Source organism: Phyllobacterium sp. LjRoot231, assembly GCF_964253365.1.
Classification (GTDB): Bacteria; Pseudomonadota; Alphaproteobacteria; order Rhizobiales; family Rhizobiaceae; genus Phyllobacterium.
In genome coordinates this window covers 176,838-203,535 of the sequence record NZ_CAXUQT020000004.1, presented here as the reverse complement: position 1 = coordinate 203,535, position 26,698 = coordinate 176,838, and the positions used below count along the sequence as shown (strand labels likewise).

Genomic DNA, 26,698 nt, shown 5'->3' with positions numbered 1-26,698 from the left:
ATTAGCCGAGACGCAGGCGGCGTTCACCGAAGGCGTAGAGCGGGCGCCAGAGCAGGCGGTTGAACAGGGTGACGAAGATGCACATCACGGCAATGCCGAGCACGACGCGCGGGAAGTCCCCGGCCGTGGTCGCATTGGCGATATAGGACCCAAGTCCCGGGGTCGTGAGGTGCGTATCACCCCAGCTTGCGACCTCAGCGACGATGCTCGCGTTCCACGAACCGCCGGACGCGGTGATGGCGCCGGTGATGTAATAGGGGAAAATACCTGGCAGGATCACCTTGAACCACCAGCGCCAGCCACCGAGACGGAAGCTGCGTGCCGCTTCCTTAAGATCGCTTGGAAAGGCGCTCGCTCCGGCGATGACGTTGAAGAGAATGTACCACTGCGTGCCAAGGATCATCAGCGGGCTGAGCCAGATATTGGCGTTGAGCCCGTAATGGACGATCAGCAAAACAAACGCCGGGAAGGCGATGTTCGCTGGAAAGGCAGCCAGAAACTGCGCGAGTGGCTGTACTTTTTCAGCGAGTTTCGGTCGCAGGCCAATCCACACGCCGATCGGCACCCAGATCAGGGTCGCGAGCGCCATCAGGACGATCACCCGAAGCAGCGTGATGAAGCCGTCGCGAATTGCGAGCGCAACGTCGGACCAGCCAATATTGGTACGAAGATAGGTAATGCTCACATAGGCCGAATAGGCAGCACTCACCGCGATGAGGCCTATCCAGAGCCAGTCTATGACACGCGACGTCGCCGGATTGGCCTTGCCGGAGCCTATTCTCGGCAAGGCCGGCAGGCGCAGGTTCCAAATCAGGCGCGTGAGCAGCGCGAGCGGGGCGGCCAGCCAGCGGGTGATCCGCGCGCGCCGGAAAAGGTCGAGCATCCAGGATGTCGGGGCGATCCCCGAGGAGGTCGTCTCGAAGCGGAATTTATCGGCCCAGGCCACAAGCGGACGAAACAGAAACTGGTCATAGAGGATGATGACCGCCAGCATGGCGACGACGGCGTAGAAGATCGCCAGGATATTCTGCTGCTGGATGGCAAGAGCAACATAGGATCCGACGCCTGGCAGCGTAACGGTGGTATCGCCGACCGTGATCGCTTCCGAAGCGACAACGAAGAACCAGCCGCCCGACATCGACATCATGGTGTTCCAGACGAGGCCCGGCATGGCAAAGGGGACGTCGAGACGCCAGAAGCGCTGCCATCCGGTCAAGTGAAAGCTCTGCGTTGCCTCCTCCAGGTCTTTCGGCTGATTGCGCATGGACTGATACATGCTGAACGTCATGTTCCAGGCCTGACTGGTGAAGATCGCGAACACTGAGGCCAATTCGGCGCCGAGAACACTGCCCGGAAACAGGTTGAGGAAGAAGGTCACCGTGAAGGTCAAGAAGCCGAGGATAGGCACCGATTGGAGAATGTCGAGGATGGGAATCATCACCATCTCCGCGCGCCGGCTTTTGGCGGCGGTCGCGGCATAGATGAAGGTGAAGATCAGCGACAGGACGATGGCCAGCAACATGCGCAGCATGGTCCGTAGCGCATAAATCGGCAGATTGATGGGATCGAGCGAAAGCGGCGTGACATCGAGTGTCGACAAGGGAACTGTCGTGACGCGAGCGCCATAGGCCACCAGGACAATGGCGCCGACCACCAGCAGCAAGGCCATCAGGTCCCAGAGGCTCGGCAGCACAGAACGGCCGATGGCAGGCGGTGTATATTTCTGAGATGCCATGAGAACGGCCCCTAATGCCTTGGTGCAACACATGAAACGCTCTTGAACGAGGCGCTTTGCCATCGTTGTCGAAACACTTGCGAGGGGCTTATCTGGAAAGAGATGACAGCGTCATGACGTCCGGCGCAGGGCGCGCCAAGACCGATAGACGCGAAGCTGTGATTGCTGCGCAACGGCTCATCCTTTCGCGGTCCCGAAGATCCGACGGATGAACCCGGAAAGGCTCAGTCGGTTACTTGCGGAACACCCTTGGTGGTAGATCGACTGTAACTGTCCATGACCTGTTCAATTTGTGGGGGATGCCGAAAGCCATTTTTGCTTCCGCGCATCGTGAAAACGCCAATGCTCCCGTTCAGAGCATCTGTCAAGGGCATTTATTGCGACGCAGCAAGGCACTTGCGAACGCCAAAATAGCTGTCCTGGTTGCGTGCGGTTTGATTTGATCCGAAAGGTCATGGCCGTGTCCCCCTAACCCAATTTTTGGATCTGTCGGCGCAGCCGCCAATGCAGGATGGCGACTGAGGCCCGGTTCAGTTGCTTGACGACACGCGAGAGCGAGCGGGCTCGCCGCTTCGACAGACGACCCGTGGATAGTCGCAGGAGAGCGAACCAGAGGAGACGCGTGGCACACCAGGTCAAAATCCCCAACAGAAGCGAAAACACGTGGCTCTCCGCGAATCGCAGGCGAGCCTGTAGCCACGGCCTAATTTGATCACCGAATGATCGTTGGACGTTGCGCTCCCTGCGCAACCGATGGTGCACAATCAGCACACGTTCGAATTCGTCTGTGGCGCCCACGCGCAGTTGGTGGTGTTTTGCCACGATCCGCTCAAGTTCTTCATTGCCCTTTAGCATGGCCAATCCGCCTTGCAGCCTGAACTATCGTACCAGGATCATCCCTGGCGTGATTGCGCCGTTACGCAAGGCTGCCCTTCTGTTCATTCAAGCTACAGCCTGCAAGCAAGCAGAAACCCGGACGCCGGCACCCATCGCCCGTAGACTGGACCCCTTGGGCCTTCCGCATGCCGGAATTCCAGGGGCCTTGCATGTGACCAGTCTTTAACGCTAACCTATACTGGAGGTGAGTATACATGGCCCAACATGAACATCAATCACATCCTGAGATCGTCAAGCGGCTGCGCCGCATCGAAGGGCAGGTGCGGAGCATTGCCGCGATGATTGAATCCAAACGCTCTTGTGTGGATGTCGCCCAACAGCTCGCGGCCGCGACCAGCGCGCTGGCGAGCGCCAAGGATACGTTCATCCGTGATCATATCGACCATTGTCTGGTTGGCGCAGCCGGCTCCGATCAGCGCGATCAACTCTCTGAACTCAAGGCGATCACGAAATTCCTATGAGCAAGTCGAATCGTTAGCCGCTCTCAACCAAACTCTTCGCGATTGGTTCGGCTTTGGCGGCCAGGATCACGGCCATTCCCATGGCGGACATGGGCACGATCATGGCGCCGGCGGGCACGGCCACACCCACGGCGTCATCGATCCGTCGATTGCCACGACCAACCGAGGCATTTGGGCCATCAAGTGGTCGTTCGTCATCCTGGCGATTACAGCCATCCTACAGCTGATCGTGGTGTTCGTCTCGGGTTCGGTGGCTCTACTGGCCGACACGATTCACAATGTGGGAGATGCAACAACTGCCATCCCACTGTGGATAGCGTTCGTGTTGGTGCGGCGCCCGCCCACCAAAGTGTTCAACTACGGTCTTGGGCGGGTCGAAGATCTCGCGGGCATGATGATCGTCCTCATCATCCTGTTCAGCGCTATCGTTGCCGGTTATGAGGCCATTAATCGCCTGATTCATCCGCAACCGATAATGCAGCTCGGCTGGGTGGCTGCCGCTGGCGTCATCGGCTTTCTCGGCAATGAAATTGTCGCGGTGTTCCGTATTCGGGTGGGACGTGCGATCGAGAGCGCCGCTCTGATCGCCGACGGCTATCATGCCCGTACCGACGGTCTTACCAGTCTGGCGGTTGTTCTCGGCGCTTTCGGCGTTTGGGCCGGCTTTCCCTTGGCCGATCCGATCATCGGCTTGCTGATCACCATCGCCATCTTCGGCATCGTCTGGCAGTCGGCCCGTGCCGTCATCACGCGCGCCCTCGATGGCGTCGAGCCGGGGCTCGCCGATGAAATCATTCATGCGGCCGAACATGTCGCAGGTGTGACGATCGTCGATGCCCGTGCCCGCTGGCTGGGCCATCGGCTGCACGCCGACGTGGCGATCGCCGTCGACGAGACTCTGCCGCTCAGCGAAGCGACGCGCTTGGCGGACCAACTGCGCGGGGAGTTGATGGCCCATATGCCGGCTCTCCGCACAGCCACCATTACCTTCGCCACACCCGATGACGCCAACGTCTTCGAGGTCCTGCCACATGCCCACGGGCATGATCATGGCCACGGCAATCATCATGCACCCGAACCGTTCGTCGTGAATGGCGATTTGGCGAAAGGCAAGCTGGCGATTGTCGACACACCTGCCGGAGGGCGCTTTCGTCTCACGGTGACAAATCATGAAGATGGTCTGGAGGCCGTCGTTGTGATCACTCGACCGAATGGCAACGAGGCGCTGTCCCTGAAGCCACTTCCAACCGACCATCACATTTTTGAGAGCCAGGTTGCGCCGGCAGAGCCGCACGAATTTACAGCGGCGCTGCATCTGATGGCCCCGGGCCGGCAGGAATCATTGCCTTTTGCGATGAAGGAGCCGCAAGGGCATGGTCACTGAGGTAACTGCTCGTAAGCCTCAGTCTGGTTTCAAAAGGCCAATCGAAAAATCCGCTATGCAGGTAAATGCCATTAGGGCCCACCCAGTAGGCGGCATTATCTACCGACCAGCTATTGAATGAAAATAGTTGGCACTTGGCTAAAATAATCCCATTTGTCGAACACGGGCCGCCGTCGGGCGGTTTTGTCTCGATTGAATCGGATTTGAGAGCTGATATGGCGTTGACATCTCCAACGGGAATGGCCCGGTTTCAGCGGCGCCGACGCATCGCAATGGCCTGCGCCATTTTCTTGATCCTCGGCGCATTGCTGACAGTCCGTTCCGCCTGGACCGATAACTGGACGCATGAATCTATCGAGGATTTCGGCATCGGCGTGATTGTTTTGACGATTTTGGGCCGGATGTGGTGCACGCTTTATATTGGTGGGCGCAAGAGTGCGGAAATCGTCCGCCTTGGCCCGTATTCGATGAGCCGCAATCCGCTCTATGTTTTCAGTTCGCTGGGTGCCTTCGGCATTGGCATGATGGTCGGCAGCTTGACCGTGGCGTTTATGCTGGCCGTGCTCTGTTCTATTGCCTTCCATTTTGTCATACAGGCCGAGGAAGGTTATCTGGACAATGTCTTTGGTGAAACCTATCTCGTCTACAAGCACGAAGTGCCGCGTTTCTTTCCGAACCTGAAACTGTACCGGGAAGCGGACGTTCTCAGCGTAAAGTCATCAATACTCTACAAGACATTGTTCGACGGGCTGGTCTTCTTCATCCCCTATCCCTTGCTCGAATTTGTCGCATATCTGCAATCGGTCAATATTCTGCCTGTGCTGTTCCGGTTTTATTGAGATTGCTGGTCGCATCATTTAGCAAATGGCGGCATGATCTAGCGAGCTTCCCAATCCTGCATACGCTTTTGCCATATCCGTTCGCCGGACAGGCAATCATATTCTGGCTTGTTCTGGGCAAGGATGATAGGTGCTCCTTCTGATGGCGCCCTATCGGCCTTTTGCATGACGGGCGTATCACCGGCGAGCTCCAGGACAAGTTTGCGGTGAACGGCCTCGGGAAATTGGTCCCAGGAATTGACCGGGATCATGAAAGCGCCCGGTCCTCCGATAACACAATTGCTGTAGTAAATATCAAGATCCGCCACCGCCCAGTCGGAATAGAAGTCCCCACGAGTCATCAGCGGCAGGCCGTTGATGGTAATGCCCTTCGCCACAGCCTCATTGCGTGCGTCTGCCACAGACCGTCCATTATTATTCGCGCCATCTCCCGAGATATCGATGACTTTTCGCAATCCCTTGAAGCCATTGTTGTCGAACAATGCACTGCTGAAATCGATCGCCCCGGAAATTGAAGTCCGGCTCAGTGTCGGTAGGATTGGCTGGCTAAGTTCAGTCGCGAGCCGTTCTGCAGATTCAGCGCTGTCAACCAGCGTCCACGGTACGATAATCCGTTGCATGGTGGACCCGGACCACTCCACATAAGTAATCGCTACACGCCCGTTGACACCCTCGCGAATGGCGTCAACCACCTCCTTGCGGCGGAAGGCGGCAATGTAGCCGTCACGCTGGATTTTTTGTTCGAAGGGCTCCATGGAACGTGATGCGTCCACGGCCAGAACAAGTTCTACATCGACGTCAGTTTCGGCGGATTCTGCACGCGTGAATGAACTGGCCAACAGAACCGCCAGTGACAGGAAACTGGAGAGAGCTTTCCTTCGCGATGACATGGCTGAAGTGTAGCGCAAATCGCAGGAACACAAAGCGACTTCGATCCGGTTCACTGCCTGTTGAACAGCAGCCGATCCAAGATCAATGACTTGACGGTCATTACCGACGATGTGGTTGAAGCCGCTCGCAGCACCCTTGTCATCGGTTCCATTTAATTTGGCGAGGATCCGCACTCAGCGATCCGCTGGCGTAGCGCAAAGCTGACACATCCGGGCCGTCAGCGAACGGAACAATGGCTCGTGCTCTTCTTTCGCCTCTTGCCGTGCGGCCCGGCAGACTGTTGGTCTTTGCATTTTGCCGGCGCTAGGCGGAGCGATTGCCGAGCGCCTTTTGGCAAAGCCCTAGACCGCGCGGCGCTCGACGTGGGGATCAGGAGCGTTTGAGCTCGGATCGCGCGAGCGCAACGCCGAAGCTACCGACGGCGAATGCCAGAATCGGCAGCATCATGAACAATGTATCGACCGCGATGCCATGCCCGCGCCCGGACGCTATGGCGTCCATGTAGCGCGGAAGCATGGTCGCGCCGATTAGCACCATGGCGCCAGAGACGGCGAAAACCAATGCGGCGATTCGAATACGCTTATAGTCCATGATGGGCTCCCTTCTGCTTTCGATGTAAGCGCGGCGTCGGCCGATTCAAGGCAACGCTTATGGTCGCCGGCCATTTGGCCGATTGGTGCCTCGCAAGATTCCAGGCAACGATAATGAGGCTGCGGGCAATTTAACGATCCGTAGCCAGATCAAGGAATTGTCGAATGGAAACCATAGATCACATGATTTTGGCGCACCGGACCCGGATGTCCTCGGGCCGGCTCCGGATCAACAAGCGTCCAAGCGTTGGAGGAGCGGCAACAAATGAACCGGACACCCGAATTGGAGGCCATGCTGTCGGCCGATGAAACGGCAGTCAGCAACAAGCACGTCAAACGCAACCAGCTCCTGGGCATGTCTGCTCTGCTTCTCTCCGGAGCCGTAGCGGCCTATTTCGTCCTGGCCGCCCCGCAGGAACGGCCGCGTGACGTGACAGACGGCAGGACCACGACATTCCGGCCGCCGTCATTTGTCCGCGAGGAGGAAAAGCCGGAGCCGGCGCCCGACAACAATGTCATCAATTTGCCGCCACCTCCTGAGGTGGTCGAAGAAGTCGATACGACTGAATTCAAGGTCCCACCGCCGCCAGAAGCCATTGAAACGACTCCGGAGGCTGCGCCGCCAGCAGAAGAATTTCCGGCGCGGTTCAAGTCGGGCTTGATCACTCTCGATGCCAAAAAAGGCGATGATGGCGCCGGAACCTGACTGGCGAGGACGGCCCGGGAATGACTGTCGCCGGCGAGGACCGCAACAGCAAGTTCCTTGCCGCGGCGTCGAGCCTCGCTGATCGAGGCGCCAAAGCGACACAGATCAAGCGTATCGACGCAATGATCCCTGAAGGCACGTTAATTCCCGGCATTCTTGAGACGGCGATCAACAGCGACCTCCCGGGCCAAATTCGTGCGATCACTTCGCAGGACGTCTACTAAAGACGGCAGAGATTATCCTGTCCGGAGTCGAACTGAGGCAAGATTTGCCTTTAATCCAAATCCGTCTCTGGCCGAACAATTCGACATGCTGGCAGCGTGACTGTTGGCTGCCAAACAAAATCCATCGCGTCTAGCATCAAAATTTGCGACACAACCATGATGGCAATCGCCATGAATCCGCGGATCATGGGCCGGCTCACGCCGCCACGGTGGATGACATTCGGCGGCATCCTAGCTACGCTGGTCATGGCTTTGGCTTCTATCGGGTTTCTTTGTGCTTTGAGCTACAATACACGTAGCGAAGCAGTCTTGTGCTTTGCTGCTGGCTCATCTCAGGGCGCGCATAGCATTGAGGATAACGACCAGATCGATCAACTCCTGTAGCAGCGCACCCTGCACGGGAGGAAGATAGCCGAAAGCCGCGAAACACATCGCCACCAAGGATAGACCAAGGCCCACGATCACACTTTGCTTTGCAATTGTGATTGTTCGATGTGCGATCGCGATAGCCTGCGCTAGAGGCGCGAGCTTATCGACCAACAGCACCACACCGGCGGCTTCCGACGATGCGGCAGCACCCCGCGCTCCCATGGCTATGCCTGCGTCTGCAGATGCTAAAGCAGGTGCATCATTTATTCCGTCTCCGACCATCATGACAGGACCAAACTTCCTCGCGGCGACCACCGCTTCGACTTTCGCTTCTGGCGTAAGATCGCCCAATATCTCGTCAATCCCGAGCCTGTCACTGATGGCAGTTGCAACATCGAGGCGGTCACCTGTCGCGAGAATGATCTTCGCTACTCCTGCCCGTCTGAGTTCCTTGATGGCCTGAGAGGCATCACTTCTGATTTGGTCCGCCATAACGATGATGCCAGCGACCACACCATCGATGGCCACTGCGACGACAACTTGCCCGGGCTTGACACCGAGCCGGAATGTCCTCGGATCACCCTCGTTGCTGCAGTTCTGGACGAATCCGCTGCCGCCGATAACGACCCTCTTGCCATCGATCTGGCCCTCAAGTCCTGCGCCCGCGTCCTCCCGGACATCAATTGGAGACGAAAGCGCGATGCCACGCTTTTGCGCTGCGGCAACAAGAGCCGCGGCCATGACGTGGTTGGAAGCCTGGTCGAGCGATGCGGCAAGCCGCAACAATTCGGTCTCCGGCACCCAACTAGCGGAACGAATTTGGACAATTTCTGCAGAACCATGGGTCACCGTGCCGGTCTTGTCGAGCAACGCCACGCGCACGCGGCTGAGCGCTTCCAGAACGTCGCCTCCTTTTACCAGGACACCAGCCCTTGCGGACCGTGAAAGTCCGGAGACGAGAGCGACAGGCACTGCCAGGATTAGCGGACAGGGTGTGGCGACGACGAGAACTGCGAGCGCCCGGCGGGAATTGCCGGAAAGCAGCCAGGCCGCAATTGCCAAGCTAATCGTGAGAAACAGAAACCCGATTGCGTAGCGATCTGCCAGACTGGCCATTGGCGCTTTGCTGCGCTGGGCAGCTTCGACCAATCGAACGATGCCCGCATATGTGCTTTCAGACGCCCGATGGAGGGTCTTAAGCTCGAAGGCGGTACCCACTGATGTGCTACCGCTCAGGACTTCTTCTGAAGTCCGGCGTTCAATGGGGATCGCTTCCCCGGTCAGCGCCGATTGGTCCAACAAAGCAGAGCCGGAGAAGACAACCCCGTCGACCGGGAGAACTTCGCCGTGTCGGATCAGTAGCCGGTCTCCTGGAGACAATATCTCAATGGGGACTTCTTCCAACCGATTGCTGCGGTAGCGCATTGCAGTTTTCGCTACTCTGCCCAGCAACGCCGTCATTTCTTTTGCTGCTCGACCGGATGCGAAGGCTTCAAGCAGCTGTCCTCCAGCGTACATCAGTGCAACGATATTGGCCGCAAGTGTTTCGCCAAAGACCAGTGCAACCGTCATGGACAAGGCAGCAACAATGTCCAATCCGAAATCGCCGTGAAGCATTGAATGTCCTGCCTGCACAAGCAGCGCGGTCAAGACTGGAATTGTTGCGGCGGCCCATACAAGCTGCGGCGCTGGTGGCCAGTTCGTCCAACTTACTGCAAATCCGGCAAAGAGCCCGCTAACTGCAACGACGACCAGAATTTGATCCAAGTGATCAGCGAGAGCACCAAAAAAACGGCTTGTGGTGGGTTTTGTGCGCATGACTCACATTAATCCTGGAGAGGTCTCCGTGAGCCCTAGGACCCTGATGAACGGCAGTGTCGAATGATACCGAAGCCCGCCGCTTTAGCCGAAAACCAAGACAAGCAAACCCATTATCACAAATCCCGATAGACAGATGTGATCTTGCGTCCAATCTCGGAGTGACGGTCGAAACGATCAGCCGGGGCCCTCAACTTCTGGCAATAATGCAAACGTCGGAGCTACTTAATGCCTCGCCGCAAACGCAGGTGGGAAAATCCCCCCTTGGCCTTGCGGAGAATTTCCGACAATCCGTTCGGCTTTCCTGGTGGCTTTGGCATGTCCCAGTGCACTAGCCGCAATAAATCTGAAGGCGCCACGTTGCGTGACACACGCTTTTCAGGAGACTCACTCTTCATCGTCAATCCTCCTCCTATTGCAAACGACGTTTCATGGCGCACAAGCGCATTTCTGGCTTGATTTCGACCTTTCAGGTCAGACCAGGGCGATATGATTTTCGGCTGCCCTTACACCCGGCGGGGATTGGCTGCATCGATGCTCGGTTCATAGTCAAGCTTGTCGATGATATCTTGTCTTAAAGAACGGTCCGACACGAAACCCTCCCCTACCAGCGAAATCTTCGACATTTATGTGCCACCTATCGGAGACGGTCATTGATCCAGCTCAATGTAGATGGGTAAATTTATCACCAACGATGAAGTCTGGACCGATCAATCGCAACGGCGCGGCACATTGATCCGAATCAATGCTGCGGGGTCGAGATCTTGGTTTGATGAATTCATTGTCTGCTGTCGCGCCAAGCCTTCTGGCAGGAAACCGGAAGGGCATCTCATCAGCGAGTAACGCGACGTCCGGACATTGGGCGAGTTGTCTTGTGCGTTTCAAGCATGTGTCCAAGCGTGGGCGGCAACAAGTTCCCTGCAACCTTAGATAAAGGAGAAAGAATATGGCCGATAAAATGAACAAACTTCCCATCAAGTCCGACAAGAAAACGAGTGTCACTTCAAGTTCGCCTCGATCAACATTCGAGAACTTGCGGCACGAAATCGACCGGATTTTCGATGACTTCAGTCCTTCCTCGTGGCGCTTCCCGTTCGGACGGTCGATCTTCGGGCTTGAAGTTCCTCATCCCGCTGCGTGGCAGATCGCGCCAGCGACCGATATGGTCGAGAAGGACAAGGAGTACGAGATTTCGGCAGAACTTCCCGGCATGGATGAAAAGGACATCGAGATCAAACTTTCAAACCATACCTTGTCCATCAAAGGCGAGAAAAGCGAGGAGAGGGAAGAGCGCGAAAAGGATTATTATCTTTCTGAACGGCACTATGGATCGTTTCACCGCGTCTTCCAGCTGCCTGAAGGGGTGGATGCGGACAAGATCGAGGCGAGCTTTTCCAAAGGCGTGCTCAAGCTAAAGCTGCCCAAAACCGCTCAGGCGCAGAAAACCAATAAGAAGATTGCCATCAAGGCAGCGTGAACTGCGCCTGCGCACCCGCGGTGCCAAGACTCGAGTGATTCATAAGGGAACACTATGAATGAACCTTCTAATGTAGAAATGCGCCGTTGTCGTGCGGAACGCTGTCTGAAGCCTTGGCCTCAGACAGCGCTTGCAACATTGGTCGATTTGGGCATGGGCGACGATAAGATCGCAAAATATCTCGCTGTCGATGAGGGTTTCGTCGGACAGTTGCGCGAACGATACGGAATCCGAATGATCTAGCATGATCTTCTGTCCGAAATTCTGAGCGTGCTCCGTCAGCCGCGGATTGCACCACTATGATACCTGCGGACGTCCGCAAGGAATAATTACCGCCGCTCCGCTCAAATGTCCGGATCGTAGATCCTCCAGCGCGATATTCGCCTCTTCCAACAAATAGCGAGTGGTAGTGGTCCGCACACCGGCTTTGGCAGCAATTGGAAAGAAATCCCTGGCGTCCTGACGCGTCAGGTTTGCGACGGAAACGAGTTCGCGTTCGCCCCAGATTGCCGCATATGGCATGCTTGGAATGTCGCTCATATGAATACCGCCGCAAACAACACGGCCGCCTTTGCGCACGGCTCTTAAGGCTTTTGGCACAAGATCGCCGATCGGAGCGAAGATGATTGCCGCATCCAGCGCCTGCGGTGGAGTTTCGCCTGATCCGCCGGCCCAAGCGACGCCGAGTTTCATGGCGAAGCTTTGTGCTTGCAAATCTCCCTCGCGAGTAAATGCATAAACCTCCCGGCCCTCCCACGTGCAGATCTGCGCGATGATATGAGCTGCAGCACCGAAGCCATAAAGTCCGATTTTCCTGGCTTCACCGGCCTTTTTGAGCGAACGCCAACCGATCAGGCCGGCGCACAAAAGCGGTGCCAGAGAAACTGGATCTGCAGTCGGATCAAGTTCGAAAGAGAAATTGTCGTCGGCAATCACGTGCGTCGCGAACCCGCCGTCACGGGTGTACCCAGTGAATACAGGGTCGTCGCAAAGGTTCTCAGTCCCGTGCCTGCAATAATTGCATCGCCCGCACGTGTGTCCGAGCCACGGGACGCCGACACGCTGCCCGAGACGGGTTGCAATAACACCCTCTCCGATGTCAACGACTTTGCCGACGATTTCATGTCCGGGGATAAGCGGCAATTGTACATCTTTGAGATCGCCGTCGACGACATGGAGGTCTGTGCGGCACACGGCGCAGGCTTCGACTTCGATCAGCAGTTCGCCCATGCCCGGCCGCGGAATTTCGCGTTTTTCGAGCAGCAATGGTTCTCCAATTTTATGGAGAACCATTGCTTGCATTTGCGTTATCATGGCCGTTTCCATCATGAGTGAAACGCGTCTTCAAATTCTGCGTCCCACGAACCATCATACAACGACGATGCGGTCGTCCACAATTTTCACTCCGGGCGCTGACCAGGCTGCCCGCTCGACGGCCTTGCGTTCCGACCAAGCTTTCACGCTTCCCTCGAGTTTCACCTTCCCAAAGCCGTCAACATCCACAATGATGCTCTTCGCTTCAACTTCCGCTGCCCTTTTCAGCGCATCCTCGATCCGTTTCTTGACATCATAGGCAGTGGCACGTGGTTGGACCTCGATGTGGTTGTAGACGTCTACTACACCACTCAGACCGCGAACGGCTTCGGCAGCGGCATTCTTCTGATAGTACCACTCTACTTTTCCCGTAAGCGTCACAAGGCCATTTTGCACTTTGACCAGAACGGCTCCTTCGGGAATTACTGTGTTCCACCGGATCACGCTCAGTGCCCGCCTGGCGATTTCATCGTCGGCGGTACGATGTTCCCCACGTGGCCGAACCTCGATTTCCTGGGCGATTCCGCGAACGCCTTTTACCCTGCAAACCACGTCGGCAATCTTGTTCTTCTCGGCATATGTTTTGACATGACCGGAAAGTGTGACCACTCCATTTTCGGCAGTGACGCCGATGTGGGCACCATCTATGCTCGGTTCGAAGTCGAGCTCGTCAATGACGTTCTGTCTTAGAATGATATCGCTCATTGTTGATGTCCTTTCTTTTCGAAGCAGGCGGGACCGCCGTTCCTTCCAACGATCAAGTATGGTCTTGTGGCGGGGTCTCGGCATTGATGCGGATCAACTCAGCGCGCCATGAGGATGGGAAATTTCGGAGCGTCAATCATCGATTTGGTCACGCCGCCGAACACGCGTTCACGCAGACGCGAATGCCCATAACCGCCCATCACGATCAGGTCGGCAGCAACGTCCACGGCGTGCTGATTGAGAACATCCGCGACCGGATTGCCGCCGCTCGGCAGCCGGTCCACAATCACCTTCACCCCATGATGAGCCAGGTAAGCGCCAACATCGGCTCCGGGTTCTGGTCCATTCATCGTCGAGCTCGTATCCGGATCGACAAGCGTGACGTGAACATCGTCCGCTCCGATCAGCATATCCAGCGCCTCCCGGGCCGCGCGGGCAGCTTCCACGCGCGAATCCCATGCCAAGAGCACATGCTTCGGAGTTAGCGTCGGTGTCGTTCCGGAAGGTGCTATCAGAACGGGCCTTCCGGATTCGAACAAAGCACCCTCCACTACCTTGGATTTGAGTCCCTCGGATTTCAGGACCTCGGGGCCGATAAAAATCAGATCGGAATAACGGGCGTGGCGGCCGATCTCGCCGGCTGCCCAGACGAACTCGGCATATTCACTGCTGACCGAGGCGGAAATTCCGGCTTCACTCAGGAACATCTTGATTCTCGTTGTTCTTTTTTCCAGCTGCTGAAGGCCATGTTGCCGCTCCTCCAGCCACGCATCCGATATTGTGGATGCGTAGTCACCGATCGGAGGTGGCGAAGCCAATGAGATGACAAGGACCGAAAGGTGGGCATTGTTTTCCGCACAAAGGTCAATGGCAGATTTGAGATCATCATCACCCACCTTCATGCCGACGATACACATTATCGTTTTAAAAGACATTTGCTTTCCCCTGAATGCTGCTCTGCGCAAGAGCGAAGTTCGGACATTTGAAGTCACAGGATATGTAGTCCTGCGTACGAATGCCTTGATCCAAATCAACTCACACAAGCGTCGGCATGATAGGATTGCGCACAAATTCGGAACATTGAATGCGTTAGCGTGATGCGTGAGTGCACAAGGGCAACTGCTGGAAAGCCGACACAATGTGTCATGATCAAAGCGAGACAATTGAGTTTTTAAAACGTGCCGAAAGCTACGGCCTGGATGGCACGGTCGAGCTGATTGAAACGCACATATCGCTAGTCTTCCTCATCGCGAACAGAGCGTTCAAACTTAAGCGCGCTGTCAAACTTCCATACGCCGATTTCTCAACGCCGGCATTGCGGTTGGCCTATTGTTTGAAAGAGGTCGAGCTCAACCGCAAGACAGCACCAGAACTCTATCTCGGCGTTCGCCGGATTACCCGCGGTGCTAATGGAAAGCTGTGTTTTGATGATACGAATGAAATGATCGATGCTGTCGTTGAAATGCAGCGGTTCTCCCAAGAACATTTGTTCGACAAGATGGCTGGAGCGGGCCAACTTACGCCGGGGCTGATGGACACTATCGCGCTAGAGATCGCAAAATTCCATCGGACGATTGCTCCTGTCCACGCCAATAGCGGTTCGTCCAATATCGAAGCGGTGCTCGACATCAACGAGCGTGGTTTTGCAACAAGTCACGTGTTTTCCGAGCCCGAAGTTGAGGCGTTCAGCGGAGCATTCCGGACAGCACTGGCAGCGCATCGCAAACAGCTGGACCGCCGCGAAATTGCGGGGATGATCAGGCGCTGTCACGGAGATCTTCATCTGCGAAATATCTATCTTACCGAGGATGGGCCCAGGCTTTTCGATTGCATCGAATTCAGCGACCAGATTGCGACTGTCGATGTCCTCTATGATCTGGCGTTCCTCTTGATGGACCTTTGGCATCGTGACCTGCGCGACCACGCAAATCTGGTCATGAACCGCTATCTCGACATAGCGGGTGACGACGAGGGCATTGCAGTCCTTCCTTTCTTCATGGCGCTGCGTGCTGCGGTTCGTGCCCACGTCACCGCGAGCCAGGTGGAATTGGGTGCAGATAAGTCCACCAGGCTGCGACAAGAGGCTCGCTCGTACTTCAATCTTGCGATTGCTCTGCTGGGTCCGCCCTCACCGCTTCTGATCGCGATCGGCGGGTTGAGCGGATCCGGCAAGTCAACCATCGCAGAGGCACTGGCCCCATATGTCGGGTGCGCTCCAGGCGCGCGAATTTTTGAAAGCGATCGCATCCGCAAGGCTCTATTCGGTGTTAGAGCAACCGAAAGACTTGCCACTGAGGCCTATCGACCGGAAATTTCAGAAGTCGTCTACAAAAGCCTGTGCGATAAGGCCGGAGCCGCACTGACCTGCCGGGGTTCTGTCATTGTCGACGCTGTTTTTGACAAGCCCCGAAATCGTATTTTGATCGAACGTGTTGGGAAGGCACTTGGAGTCCCGTTCGCGGGGATTTGGCTCAAGGCGGACCATTCAACATTAACGTCACGAATAGAAGCGCGGAGGAACAGTGCGTCAGATGCAACCGTCAAGGTACTGGAGATGCAGGAGGCCCAGGATGCCGGTACCGTCCATTGGCGGCACATTGACGCCGGCCAATCAGTTGATACCGTTGTCCAGCTGGTCCTTGAGGAGATTGAGACCGCGTGTAAGCTTGTTACTTTGCCAACACCAACATGCGTGGGGTGTTAGGCCATGTCCACTATCAAACGGCTGCTCCTTACTCCGCATGGCGGAAAGCGGATTTTGCCTCAATTGCCTCGAAATGGTACCTGTGTCGTACGGATCTCGTTGGTCGTTTTCCTAGTGTCGAGCTTAACGCCAGCAAACGCAGCTAACGAACGATCCGCAGTGGCAGGCGGCAAATCTTTGGTGGAGAGATACTGTTCCGGCTGCCATGCAGTCGGGCGGAGTGGCAAAAGCAGGCATCCCGACGCTCCTGAATTTCGTACCCTTTCAAAACGCTATCCGCTGATCAATCTTGAGGAGTCATTGGCCGAAGGCATATCCACTGGCCATCCTGACATGCCGGAATTTCAGGTTAGGCCGAACGAAATCTCAAGCATCATCAGATACCTCGATGCGATCCAAGAAAAATGAACGAGAGGCGAACCCAAAGGCGTCCATGATACCCGGGCTCGTCAATAATAGATCAATAGCGATGCCGCGCTGAGTCCAAGTGCCAGCAAGGTGATCCCCATCAGGGGAAATGCATATTTCGGACCACCTGTAGCTGCCGCCAAGATCACGCGCGCGCCGCCGTTGGTGGCCAGTGCAATCAAAATAGCATTGCGAATGACTATTTGATTGCTCGGATCTATATTTAGTCGCAGCGCGCTCAGGACCGCGATGTCCACATCGGCAATACCTGCCAAGGCCGACGTCAACAGAATGCTCCCAATACCGAAGTGCTGCACGAGTCCTGCGCTCAAAGTCGAGATCACCGCGAAAGCCGCCGCAAAAATCAAAAGTGATACAAGGTCGAAGGGATTTCGAGGTTGATGCTCTGCAACAGCAGGTTGCGCGCGAAACGACAAGACCCCACCACTTATACCAAAAACGGTGGCAGCCACGAACAATGGTACAAGGATGATGGTGATGAGTGCAGGCTTGATCAATATTGTCAGCAGACCAACGCGAATGATCGAAATCATACCGGCAAAACTCGCACCGGCTGCCAGCAGGGAAACGGGTTCGCCAGATCCGACCCGCCGTCCGAGGGCAGCGGTGACCGCCATCGATGAGACAACCGCGCCAAGTAAACTCGCCAGAATAATCCCTTTAGGACCAAGGATCCGGACCGCGATGTAGCCGACGTAGGAAATCGCACCGCTCAGCACGGTCAAGAGCCATATATCGAATGGGTTGAACCCTCCCCACGGATCGATGGGATGGTTAGGGAGTAGCGGTAATCCAATTGCGGTCATGGCTGCAAGCGTCAGCGTTGACCTGAGCTCGTTCCACGACAATCGCTTAAGTAGTCCATGCAGGACTTCCCGGCTAGCCAGAATACATGCAATGGCTGCTCCTCCTGCAGCTGCTGCCCGAAAATCGCCGGCGACCGCCAATCCTCCTAAAGCAGCGGCTGACATTGCCGCGATGGTGCTGGTCACCGAAAAGACATTGTCTCTTTGTGTCTCGCGATACTCGAACACGGCAAAGATTGCCGAGAAACCGACAAAGCCTCCGATAAAAACTGAAGGAGCCGCGAAGGCCGAGGCTACAGCAGCCAGTATCCCACCAAAAAGTCCCGCCAGGCCAAAGGTTCGAATACCAGCAGTCCTGCTTCCGCCAGGTGCATCCCGTTCGCGCCAGCCTCGTTCGAGGCCGATCAACGTGCCGATTGCCAGTGCAAGGCCCAGTCGTAGGATCAGCTCATCCATCGTCGGGTCCTGCGGAGTGATCGCCATTCGTAGTGAGATGCCATTTGCGCCTCCGAGGCTATCGGACGTTCAATAGTGACTTGCGGAATCGAAGCGCGGCGATTGAAAAAAAAGCAGCGCCGATCGCAATCAGAATTATCATTTCGCGCCACACAATTCCGATGTCCGCGCCGCGGTAAAGTATCGCCTGTGACAACGCAACAAAATGGGTGGACGGGGAAATCTGCATCATGTTCTGCAGCCAACCCGGCATGCTTTCCATGGGGGTTGTGCTTCCCGAAAGCAGGTTCATCATGACGAGCATCGGCATGACCAGCAAACCGAATTGCGCCATCGACGTGGAGAAGGTCGCCACAAGGATACCGAGAGCCGTCACCGAAAACTGGTAGAGTACCGTCGCGGCGACAAACAACGCAAGCGATCCCGCGACTGGGACCCCGAGGAGACGCTCGACGACCACGATGAGCGAAAGCGAAGCCGCCGCGACGATCACCAGGCCGTTCGCCCAGATTTTGGCCAGCATGATTTCGATCGGGGTCACCGGCATGACGAGCAAATGTTCGATGGTACCGTGTTCGCGTTCCCGGATAAGCGCCGCACCACTCAAAATGACCGCCAGCATCGTGACGTTGTTGATCACCTGCATCACCGCAGTGAACCAAGCGGAGCGCAAATTGGGATTGAACTTGGCCCGGACGACAAGGCTCAACGGCTGTGCGCTGGAGGAGACCGGAAACGCGGTGGCAACCTCTTGCGTGATGATGTTCTGAATGTACGAAGCTCCGTTTCCTGCCTGTGACATGGCCGTCGCGTCGACGTCGATCTGTACCGTTGGGCGACGCCCGGCAATCAGGTCTCGCTCGAATTTCGGTGGGATCTCGATCACGAAGACGAACCGGCCAGCATCCATCACCTCGTCGATTTCATTCGCATTGACCAAGACGGGCTTTTTGAAAAACGGCTCGATCAAAGCGTCACGCAATCGCGAAGAGAGCATCGAACGATCCTCGTCGACGACCGCGACCGCTGCGTTCTCGACTTCGAAATTCGCCCCCGTCGCGACGGCATAGATGGCGACAGTGAAGGTGTAGACGATGAGTACGATCAGTACGGGGTCCGCCCTGAGGCTATGAAGCTCCTTAACCCCGAGCCGAAAGATTTTAGAGAGGCGGTCCATCACGTCACGCCCCCTGCTTGCGCAGGGCGACTGCGGCCGCGGCGATGAACGCCACACCGAAGGCTCCGAGAACAGCAAGGTTGGACCAAAGTTCCGCAAAGCCAAGCCCCTTGGCAAATATCCCCACACTGATCGGTTGATACCATGCCGCGGGGAACGACAGCCCCATGAATCGCCCGCCGCCCGACAAAGAGGAGACGGGGACGAGGAGGCCGGAAAAGTTCACCGCGGGAATCATCGCTATGATTGCCGTGGCAAAGATTGCCGCGACCTGGCTGCGGACAAAACTCGACACGAGCAGTCCGAAACCGGTCGTGGCCACGACATAGACCAGCGAAGCTACGGCGAGTATCGCAAACGAACCTTTAAGAGGAACGTCAAAGACGACACGCGCCAGCATGACGAGCGTCAGAAAGCTTACGAACGCAATGCCGACATAGGGCAGCTGCTTGCCAAGGAGAAACTCCAGTTTCCTGACTGGAGTTGATTGGAAGTTTGAGATCGAGCCCGTCTCCTTTTCCTTGACGATGCCGATCGCGGTCATGATGGCAGGGATCAAAACAAGCATCAACACAATCACGCTGGGCACGATGGCGTTGACGCTCCTGAATGCCTGATTGTACCGGAAACGCTCTTCGATGCCGAAGGGGTAGGCTGGACTGTCGTGGCCGCTCTTTCGCATTGCTGCGTCACTGAGATATCCCAGGGCAAGTCCGGAGATGTACCCTCGAGCCGTCTCGGCCCGAAAGGGCATCGCGCCGTCCAGCCAGACCGCGACTTCCGGCTTCATCCCCCGCAGCAAATCTTTGCCGAAACCCGGCGGCACCTCGATCGCGAGCTTCAGCTCACCCTCCTTGAGACGTCTTTCCATTTCGTCTGCAGAAGCTATGGCCGAACGTTCGGTGAAATATCGCGAGCCCTGGAAGCTTTCGACGAGTTGCCTGCTCTGGGCGGACTGGTCCTGATCGAACACGGCGAAAGGGAGATGCTCGACGTCGAACGAGATTCCATAACCGAAGGTCAGGAGCAGCAGAACTGGCCCCAGAAACGCGAAAGCCAGTCTTGCGGGATCGCGGATGATTTCGAGCGTTTCGCGCCATGAGTAGGCCCACATCCGACGCGCATCTACGGAACGTGAGGCGGATCGCGTCGAAGCAGGAACGGATGTCGGTTCGGCACCGGCTTGACGGCGCGCTCCCGCCTCGTCGAGCACGTCGATGAAAACTTCCTCCAAAGTGCTCTTCCTGCGTTTGGTCTTGAGTTCTGAGGGACTGCCTATTGCCAGAACCCTGCCGTCATGCATCAGGGAAATGCGGTCACACCGTTCCGCTTCGTTCATGAAATGTGTTGAAAGAAAAATCGTGACCCCATCGGCACGCGACAATTCAATCAGAAGCCGCCAGAAGCGGTCGCGCGCGATCGGATCGACGCCGGAAGTCGGTTCGTCAAGGATGAGAATGTCCGGCCGATGGAGAACCGCCACCGCCAACTGGAGCCGTTGCCGGATTCCGAGAGGCAAGCTCTCCGGCAACTCGTCCGCGACAGCCGCCAGATCAAACCTGTCGATCGTTTCCGTGATCCGTGCATCAAGTCTTTCGCTGGGTATCCCGAACAATTGCCCGTGCAGCAAGAGGTTCTGCCGCACCGTGAGTTCACCGTACAAGGAAAAGGACTGGGACATGTATCCGACGCGTTTGCGGGTCTCCATGTCCCGCGCATCCAGCGGCCGCCCGAACAGCTGCACCTCACCGTCGCTGGCGGGCAGCAAGCCCGTCAGCATTTTCATGGTCGTGGTCTTGCCGCTGCCGTTCGACCCAAGAAAACCGAATATCTCCCCCTTGCCGATACTGAAACTGACGTGGTCGACGGCTGTAAATGAACCGAAACGGCGGGTCAGGTTCTGGGCTTCTATCGCGGGTTTGCTTTCGGAAACCACGCGTTGCGGGGGCGGTACGACCTGACCACGTTCGGACTCTGCGCTCGGCATCAAGGCGGTGAACGCACCTTCGAGACTCTGCTGTCCGGAGCCGCGTATCAACTCGGCCGGGGACCCCGCGGCGATCACGCGACCCGCATGCATTGCGGCGATCCAATCAAACTGCTCGGCTTCCACCATAGATGCCGTGGCCACGACGACACTCATCGCCGGTCGCCGGCGGCGCATGCGGGCGATCAGCTCCCAAAACTGCCGACGCGACAGCGGGTCGATGCCAGTGGTGGGCTCATCAAGAATGAGGAGGTCCGGGTCGTGAATCAGAGCCGCACAAATCCCGAGCTTCTGTTTCATCCCGCCCGACAGCTTGCCGACTGGCCGGCTGGAGAAATCTGAGAGCCCTGTCGCCTCCAGAAGCTCGTCGATCCTCGCCTTTCGTTCCGCGCTGCCCTGGCCGAAAAGCATCCCAAAAAAATTAAGGTTCTCGGCAACGCTCAGGGTCGGATAGAGGTTCCGGCCAAGACCCTGGGGCATGTACGCCACCAGCGCACAGACCGTTCGACGTGCCGATGGATCGGCCATGTCGCCAGCCAGCACGGTGACCTCACCCTGCTGGATAGCGGTCACTCCTGCCGCAAGCCCAAGCAGTGTTGACTTGCCGACGCCGTCCGGACCAATCAATCCCGCCATGCAGCCTGGCGGAATAGCAAGATCAATCCCATCCAGAGCAGCGGTCCTGCCGTATCTGTGTACGACACCCTCAAAACGGATTGCGGCATCCATCAGTTTGGCAGCTTCACTGTAAGATTGTTTGGCCACTCGGCCGTTTGGCTGGTCCGAACATAACCGACGCCGCGTACCCCGGCCTTCACCCTGGTCTCGTATTCTCTGAGCAGGCTAGGCGCGATCCGCAGCTTCACCCTGAACATGAGCTTTTCGCGTTCGTCCGTTGTTTCTACAGTCTTTGGTGTGAACTGTGCCTCCGTCGCAATGAAGGATACAGTCGCTGGAACAACATAATCGGGCGCGGGATCGAGTATGATCCGGGCGTCATCGCCTAATGCAATGCGTCCGGCCGCGTGCGCGGGTAAGAAGATTGTCATATACACGTCTGAAAGATCCAAAAGCGTAACGACAGGAGCCCCGGCTGCGACAACCTCTCCCGATTGCACGAGCTTGTACTCCACTCTGCCACGTCGGGGAGCCTTCAGCACAGAGTCGTCAAGCAGTGAACGGATACGAGCGACGTCGGCACTAGCAGCATCCGTCGATGCATTTGCGGCGTCGAGATTGGCGACTGCCGCGGCACGCGACGCCTGGGCCACATTGAGCTGACTGCGCCTCAAATCCAAGGCCTGCGTCGTGCCAAATCCTCCCTCCCGCAGAGCTGAAGCCCGTTCAAGTTCCTGTTGGGCGAGAACAAGCTCACTCTCGCGCTGCTCTATTGCCGCTTTGGCTTCGGTCGCTGCTTTATCGGCACGCCGCACTTGCGCTTCCGCACCGGCAAGCTGTGCTTCGAGATCAGAGACATCCATCCTCGCTATGACGGTCCCCGCGTCGACGGTTTGCCCTTCGTCTACGAGAACTTCGCTGACGCGACCAGCAAATTTCGCCGATATAAGAACCTGTTCGGCTTCCACACGCCCGTTCGATGAGCTAATGCCGGTTGGAATTGTTTTGCCGGTGACATCGTTCCAAAAGGTCTGGATGCGATTACCCAGAGCCGAGGCACCGCTTTCGGCGTTTGCGTTGTTTGCCAATATTGTCGAAATCGCCAGAACTGCGAGCAGCAACGATGAGGTTTGATGACGACGCAAGAGTTTGCTCCAAGGAAAGATTTCAGTGCCGCGGCAAGCGATGAATCATCTCCGCGCAAACCTCATAGCGTTTCAGCGCTGCAAGCTCTTTGATCTAGATCATTTCCCTGATCGGCAAGGCAACTCGCCGCCGCGGTGAGCCCTTCTGCGGGACATTCCTGAGAATGAACGATCACCTTGACCAGGATCAAAGCCGGTCGACGTGATTTCGGGTCTAGTCCCGCTTAAGGACCTCAAACCCCGGGAGGAAGCGATGGCTTCGACCGAAATCCGACTTGCCACCGCGAGTGCGCCTGAAATGGCGAGCGGCAAACTTCGCGTTGGAGCCCTGACCGCTCTGGTCATCGGCTCCATGGTTGGTTCAGGCGTATTCAGCCTGCCGCAGAATATGGCTGCTGGCGCAGGTTCGCTTGCGATCATGATCGGCTGGGGCATCACGGCCATCGGCATGCTGGCGCTGGTCTTCGTCTACCAATCGCTTGCCGTGCGCAAACCGGATCTCGAAGCCGGGCCCTACGCGTATGCGAAAGCCGGGTTCGGACCATTCGTCGGGTTCAACAGCGCCTGGGGATACTGGATAAGCGCATGGGTCGGCAATGTCTCCTATGCCGTGATCGTGTTCAGCGCTTTATCCTACTTCTTTCCGTCCTTCGGCGACGGCAACACCTGGCAAGCGGTTCTGGGCGCGTCGGTACTCTTGTGGCTGCTTCATGTTCTGATCCTCAGCGGTATCCGCCAGGCGGCCATCGTCAACCTCATCGTCACGGTGGCGAAGATCGCCCCGATTTTCCTGTTCATCGGCCTTGTGGCCGTCGCGTTCAAAATCGATGTGTTCTCGCTCGATTTTACCTCTCTGGGAAATGCCGGCCTTGGTTCCATTACCGCCCAGGTGAAGAGTACCATGCTGGTGACGCTCTGGGTGTTCATTGGCATCGAGGGGGCAAGCGTCTTCTCGGCGCGGGCGGAGCGCCGCCGCGACATCGCCATGGCGACGGTTCTCGGCTTCTTCACCTGTCTTGCCCTCTACGCACTCGTTTCCCTCCTTTCCCTCGGAATTCTTAGTCAGCCTGAGCTTGCGGCCCTGAAGAATCCGTCCATGGCGGGTGTGCTTGAAGCGGTGGTTGGGCCATGGGGAGCCATTCTCATCAACGTTGCCCTCGTCGTTTCGGTTGTCGGCGCATTTCTCAGCTGGACGTTGTTGGCGGCGGAAATTCCGTTCGCTGCGGGCAAGGACGGGACAATGCCGAAGTTTCTTGCGCGTGAAAGCAGCCGGGGAGTGCCATCGGCATCGCTTTTGCTCACCAATTTGCTCGTGCAGGCTTTTCTTTTGATCACTCTCTTCGCCCACAGCACCTATCAGGCCCTCTTCTCGATCGCCTCCGCGGCCATCCTGGTACCCTACATCTTTTCAGGTGCCTACGCCGCAAAGCTGGCGATAACCGGCGAAAGCTATCGGGTCGGCGAACAGCGAACCGGCCCGCTGTTAGCCGGCCTTCTGGCGACAGTCTACGGACTGTGGCTGGTTTACGCCGCCGGCCCATCCTACCTGTTCATGTGCGCCATCCTCTACGCACCGGGACTCCTGTTCTATGTGTTGGCCCGCCGCGAAACTGGCCAAAGGGTTTTCCATCCCATCGAAGCTTTCCTCGCCATCGCCCTCGTCTTGGTCGGCATGCTCGCCGCCTATGAGATGTGGACCGGTACCATCAGCCCCTTGTGAAAGGACCAATCATGAACTCTCTCGGAGTCCATTCCGAAACCGGCCGCCTGCGTGAAGTGATGGTGCATCGTCCCGATCTCAGCCTGCGCCGGCTGACACCAGAAAATTGCAGAAGCCTGCTTTTTGACGACGTTCTGTGGGTCAAGCGCGCCCGTCAGGAACATGACGTTTTTGTCGATGCCTTGCGCGAAAGCGACGTCGTCGTCCGTTCTTTCGGCGACCTCCTCGCCGAGACGATGGAGTTGCCGGAAGCCCGGAGCTGGCTTCTTGATCGCCGCGTGGTTGCCTCGACGGTTGGTCTCGACATGGTCGGCGAACTGCGTGGATGGCTCGATGAAATGCCGTCCGAACAGTTGTCGTCGCTTTTGGTCGGAGGCATAGCCCGTGCAGAGCTGCCGTTTCAACCATTGGGGCTCACAGGTCGAACCCTCCTTCCGGAGGACTTCGTTCTTCCTCCGCTCCCCAACCAGCTTTTCACGCGGGACAGCTCATGCTGGATCTACGATGCCCTCTCCGTCAACTCGATGTACTGGCCAGCCAGGCGGCCCGAGGCCGCCAACGTATCTGCCGTGTACCGATATCATCCTCGCTTCAGCGGGGCCAATTTCCCCTTCGTTTCCTCGGACGATCCGGTCTCGTCGTCCAGTCTTGAGGGCGGCGACGTCATGCCGGTCGGCAAAGGTGTGGTGTTGGTGGGCATGGGGGAGCGCACCACGCCGCAGGCCGTGGGCGGACTTGCTCGACGCCTCTTCGCCAACGGGACAGTAACACATGTGATCGCCGCTTTGATGCCGCGCGAGCGCAGCTTCATGCATCTCGACACCGTTTTCACGTTTTGCGATCGGGATCTCGTGACGATGTATCCGCCGGTGGTCGATCGTCTGCGGACGTTTTCGCTGCGCCCCGTCGGTACAGGCGACGGTATTCTCGTCGCAGAAGAGGCCAGGCCGTTTGTTGATGTGGTAGCTGAAGCCATGGGACTAAAGTCCCTGCGCGTCGTCGCCACGGGAGGAGACCGATATGAAGCCGAACGCGAACAGTGGGACGACGGCAACAACGTCATCGCCGTCGAGCCCGGCGTCGTCATTGGTTATGACCGCAACGTCTACACCAACACACTGCTGCGGCGCGCCGGTGTGGAAGTCATCACGATCGACGGGGCCGAACTCAGCCGCGGCCGCGGCGGCGGTCATTGCATGACCTGCCCCCTTGTCCGTGACGCAGTCTGAAAAGGAAATCACCATGCCAAACAATCTTCACGGCCGCAGCGTACTGACGCTCGACGACTTCACGCCGGACGAAATCCGCTTTCTGTTGAAGCTCGCTGCCGATCTCAAATCGGCCAGGTTGGCCGGAACGGAAGTACCGCGGCTTGTGCGCAAGAACATCGCCTTGATCTTCGAGAAGGATTCGACGCGCACCCGGTCCGGTTTCGAGGTGGCGGCCTACGATCAGGGTGCCCATGTCACCTATCTCGGCCCCTCGGGAAGCCACATAGGACACAAGGAGTCGATGAAAGACACAGCGCGGGTGCTCGGACGAATGTACGATGCCATCGAGTACCGTGGTTTTTCCCAGAAGTCTGCGGAGGAGCTGGCCAAGTTCGCCGGAGTCCCGGTCTACAACGGCCTCACCGACGAAGCGCATCCAACGCAAATCCTGGCAGACTTCATGACGATGCGGGAGTTCACCCATAAGCATCTTTCGGACATGTCAGTGGCGTTTGTCGGTGACGGCCGCGACAACGTTGCCCTGTCGCTCGCGATCGGAGCGGCAAAGGTCGGAATGGATTTCCGCATCGTCTCTCCGAGCGAACTCTGGCCGGACTCGTCGTTCGTCGACCACGTCAAATCCCTTGCCATATCCAACGGCGGTCGGTTGACGCTGCACGAAGACGTAAGGTCCGGCGTGTCAGCAGCTGATTTCATCTATACCGACGTCTGGCTTTCCATGGGAGAGGACGAAGCCGCATGGACGGAGCGCATAAGGCTGCTCTCGCCCTATCGAGTCACCGCTTCAGTGATGGAGGCGACCAACAACCCCTACGCAAAATTCATGCACTGCCTTCCCGCGTTCCACGACACCAACACGGAGGTCGGTGCGCGCATCTCGAAGGAATACGGTATCAATTGCATGGAAGTCACCGATGAGGTTTTCGAGTCGAAGGCTTCAATCGTCTTCGACCAGGCCGAGAACCGCATGCACTCGATCAAGGCGATTCTCGTCGCCACAATCGGAAACTGACC

General features: G+C 57.1%; 22 protein-coding genes and 1 pseudogene. 11 read left to right on the top strand and 12 right to left on the bottom strand.

The annotated features are described in order from the left end of the window. Window position 1: 1 nt before the first annotated feature. Window positions 2–1,735, bottom strand: coding sequence for an ABC transporter permease (locus ACSQ3H_RS29550; protein WP_436120598.1), 1,734 nt, complete (start codon window positions 1,733–1,735; stop codon window positions 2–4). Between the two features lie 1,091 nt (window positions 1,736–2,826). Here ACSQ3H_RS29550 and ACSQ3H_RS29545 point away from each other — a divergent pair. The 3 genes from ACSQ3H_RS29545 to ACSQ3H_RS29535 all read left to right on the top strand — a co-directional run bounded on the left by ACSQ3H_RS29545 (window position 2,827) and on the right by ACSQ3H_RS29535 (window position 5,316). Further along, window positions 2,827–3,093 carry a metal-sensing transcriptional repressor gene (locus ACSQ3H_RS29545; protein WP_436120597.1) on the top strand — a complete coding sequence of 89 codons (267 nt, stop codon included), beginning with the start codon at window positions 2,827–2,829 and terminating at the stop codon, window positions 3,091–3,093. Further along, window positions 3,002–4,477, top strand: coding sequence for a cation diffusion facilitator family transporter (locus ACSQ3H_RS29540; protein ID WP_436120596.1), 1,476 nt, complete (start codon window positions 3,002–3,004; stop codon window positions 4,475–4,477). Before ACSQ3H_RS29545 ends, ACSQ3H_RS29540 begins: the two co-directional genes overlap by 92 nt. A 215-nt stretch (window positions 4,478–4,692) precedes the next feature. Next, window positions 4,693–5,316: a methyltransferase family protein gene (locus ACSQ3H_RS29535; protein WP_436120595.1), complete on the top strand. Its 624-nt coding sequence runs from the start codon at window positions 4,693–4,695 to the stop codon at window positions 5,314–5,316. Between the two features lie 38 nt (window positions 5,317–5,354). Here the strand turns inward: ACSQ3H_RS29535 and ACSQ3H_RS29530 are convergent, their stop codons facing one another. Continuing rightward, window positions 5,355–6,380: a DUF1194 domain-containing protein gene (locus ACSQ3H_RS29530; protein ID WP_436120594.1), complete on the bottom strand. Its 1,026-nt coding sequence runs from the start codon at window positions 6,378–6,380 to the stop codon at window positions 5,355–5,357. A 196-nt stretch (window positions 6,381–6,576) separates the two neighbouring features. Then, the gene (locus ACSQ3H_RS29525; RefSeq protein ID WP_436120593.1) at window positions 6,577–6,798 is read right to left on the bottom strand and encodes a hypothetical protein; all 222 of its coding nucleotides are present in this window, start codon (window positions 6,796–6,798) and stop codon (window positions 6,577–6,579) included. Between the two features lie 264 nt (window positions 6,799–7,062). On the opposite strand from ACSQ3H_RS29525, the pseudogene ACSQ3H_RS29520 reads away from it, so the two are divergent. Next, a pseudogene (locus ACSQ3H_RS29520) lies at window positions 7,063–7,724 on the top strand (type IV secretion system protein VirB10); the annotation flags it as partial. 53 nt (window positions 7,725–7,777) lie between these two features. On the opposite strand, the gene ACSQ3H_RS29515 reads toward ACSQ3H_RS29520, so the two are convergent. Then, window positions 7,778–7,975 (bottom strand): hypothetical protein, encoded by a 198-nt coding sequence (locus ACSQ3H_RS29515; RefSeq protein WP_436120592.1) that lies wholly within the window; start codon window positions 7,973–7,975, stop codon window positions 7,778–7,780. 79 nt (window positions 7,976–8,054) lie between these two features. Beyond that, window positions 8,055–9,914, bottom strand: coding sequence for a heavy metal translocating P-type ATPase (locus ACSQ3H_RS29510; protein WP_436120591.1), 1,860 nt, complete (start codon window positions 9,912–9,914; stop codon window positions 8,055–8,057). Window positions 9,915–10,860: 946 nt separating this feature from the next. Here ACSQ3H_RS29510 and ACSQ3H_RS29505 point away from each other — a divergent pair. Beyond that, the gene (locus ACSQ3H_RS29505) at window positions 10,861–11,391 is read left to right on the top strand and encodes an Hsp20/alpha crystallin family protein (RefSeq protein WP_436120590.1); all 531 of its coding nucleotides are present in this window, start codon (window positions 10,861–10,863) and stop codon (window positions 11,389–11,391) included. Window positions 11,392–11,445: 54 nt separating this feature from the next. Beyond that, window positions 11,446–11,634, top strand: coding sequence for a hypothetical protein (locus tag ACSQ3H_RS29500; protein WP_436120589.1), 189 nt, complete (start codon window positions 11,446–11,448; stop codon window positions 11,632–11,634). Window positions 11,635–11,688: 54 nt separating this feature from the next. On the opposite strand, the gene ACSQ3H_RS29495 is transcribed toward ACSQ3H_RS29500, so the two are convergent. The 3 genes from ACSQ3H_RS29495 to ACSQ3H_RS29485 form a co-directional block, all read right to left on the bottom strand. Continuing rightward, window positions 11,689–12,693, bottom strand: coding sequence for a zinc-dependent alcohol dehydrogenase family protein (locus ACSQ3H_RS29495; RefSeq protein WP_436120824.1), 1,005 nt, complete (start codon window positions 12,691–12,693; stop codon window positions 11,689–11,691). A gap of 66 nt (window positions 12,694–12,759) precedes the next feature. Then, a complete protein-coding gene (locus tag ACSQ3H_RS29490) occupies window positions 12,760–13,410 on the bottom strand; it encodes a BON domain-containing protein (protein WP_436120588.1) in 651 nt (216 codons plus the stop codon). A 98-nt stretch (window positions 13,411–13,508) separates the two neighbouring features. After that, window positions 13,509–14,345, bottom strand: coding sequence for a universal stress protein (locus tag ACSQ3H_RS29485; protein ID WP_436120587.1), 837 nt, complete (start codon window positions 14,343–14,345; stop codon window positions 13,509–13,511). A 203-nt stretch (window positions 14,346–14,548) separates the two neighbouring features. Between ACSQ3H_RS29485 and ACSQ3H_RS29480 the strand changes: the two genes are divergently transcribed. Beyond that, entirely contained in the window at window positions 14,549–16,114 is a 1,566-nt protein-coding gene (locus tag ACSQ3H_RS29480; RefSeq protein ID WP_436120586.1) for an AAA family ATPase, read from the top strand. Between the two features lie 3 nt (window positions 16,115–16,117). Next, window positions 16,118–16,522, top strand: a complete 405-nt coding sequence (locus ACSQ3H_RS29475) for a c-type cytochrome (protein ID WP_436120585.1) — start codon at window positions 16,118–16,120, stop codon at window positions 16,520–16,522. A gap of 41 nt (window positions 16,523–16,563) precedes the next feature. On the opposite strand, the gene ACSQ3H_RS29470 is transcribed toward ACSQ3H_RS29475, so the two are convergent. The 4 genes from ACSQ3H_RS29470 to ACSQ3H_RS29455 are packed head-to-tail and all read right to left on the bottom strand — an operon-like array spanning window position 16,564 to window position 22,732. After that, window positions 16,564–17,805, bottom strand: coding sequence for an MgtC/SapB family protein (locus ACSQ3H_RS29470; RefSeq protein WP_436120584.1), 1,242 nt, complete (start codon window positions 17,803–17,805; stop codon window positions 16,564–16,566). Between the two features lie 58 nt (window positions 17,806–17,863). Continuing rightward, window positions 17,864–18,982, bottom strand: a complete 1,119-nt coding sequence (locus ACSQ3H_RS29465) for an ABC transporter permease (RefSeq protein WP_436120583.1) — start codon at window positions 18,980–18,982, stop codon at window positions 17,864–17,866. Between the two features lie 4 nt (window positions 18,983–18,986). Further along, window positions 18,987–21,698, bottom strand: coding sequence for a ribosome-associated ATPase/putative transporter RbbA (gene rbbA / locus ACSQ3H_RS29460; RefSeq protein ID WP_436120582.1), 2,712 nt, complete (start codon window positions 21,696–21,698; stop codon window positions 18,987–18,989). Further along, a complete protein-coding gene (locus tag ACSQ3H_RS29455) occupies window positions 21,698–22,732 on the bottom strand; it encodes an HlyD family secretion protein (RefSeq protein WP_436120581.1) in 1,035 nt (344 codons plus the stop codon). Before ACSQ3H_RS29455 ends, rbbA begins: the two co-directional genes overlap by 1 nt. 253 nt (window positions 22,733–22,985) lie before the next feature. On the opposite strand from ACSQ3H_RS29455, the gene arcD reads away from it, so the two are divergent. The 3 genes from arcD to argF are packed head-to-tail and all read left to right on the top strand — an operon-like array spanning window position 22,986 to window position 26,696. Beyond that, on the top strand, window positions 22,986–24,452 hold the full coding sequence (gene arcD / locus ACSQ3H_RS29450; RefSeq protein ID WP_436120580.1) for an arginine-ornithine antiporter: 1,467 nt from the start codon (window positions 22,986–22,988) through the stop codon (window positions 24,450–24,452). An 11-nt stretch (window positions 24,453–24,463) separates the two neighbouring features. Further along, window positions 24,464–25,681: an arginine deiminase gene (locus tag ACSQ3H_RS29445; RefSeq protein ID WP_436120579.1), complete on the top strand. Its 1,218-nt coding sequence runs from the start codon at window positions 24,464–24,466 to the stop codon at window positions 25,679–25,681. A gap of 13 nt (window positions 25,682–25,694) precedes the next feature. Continuing rightward, window positions 25,695–26,696, top strand: coding sequence for an ornithine carbamoyltransferase (gene argF, locus ACSQ3H_RS29440; RefSeq protein WP_436120578.1), 1,002 nt, complete (start codon window positions 25,695–25,697; stop codon window positions 26,694–26,696). Window positions 26,697–26,698: the final 2 nt, after the last annotated feature.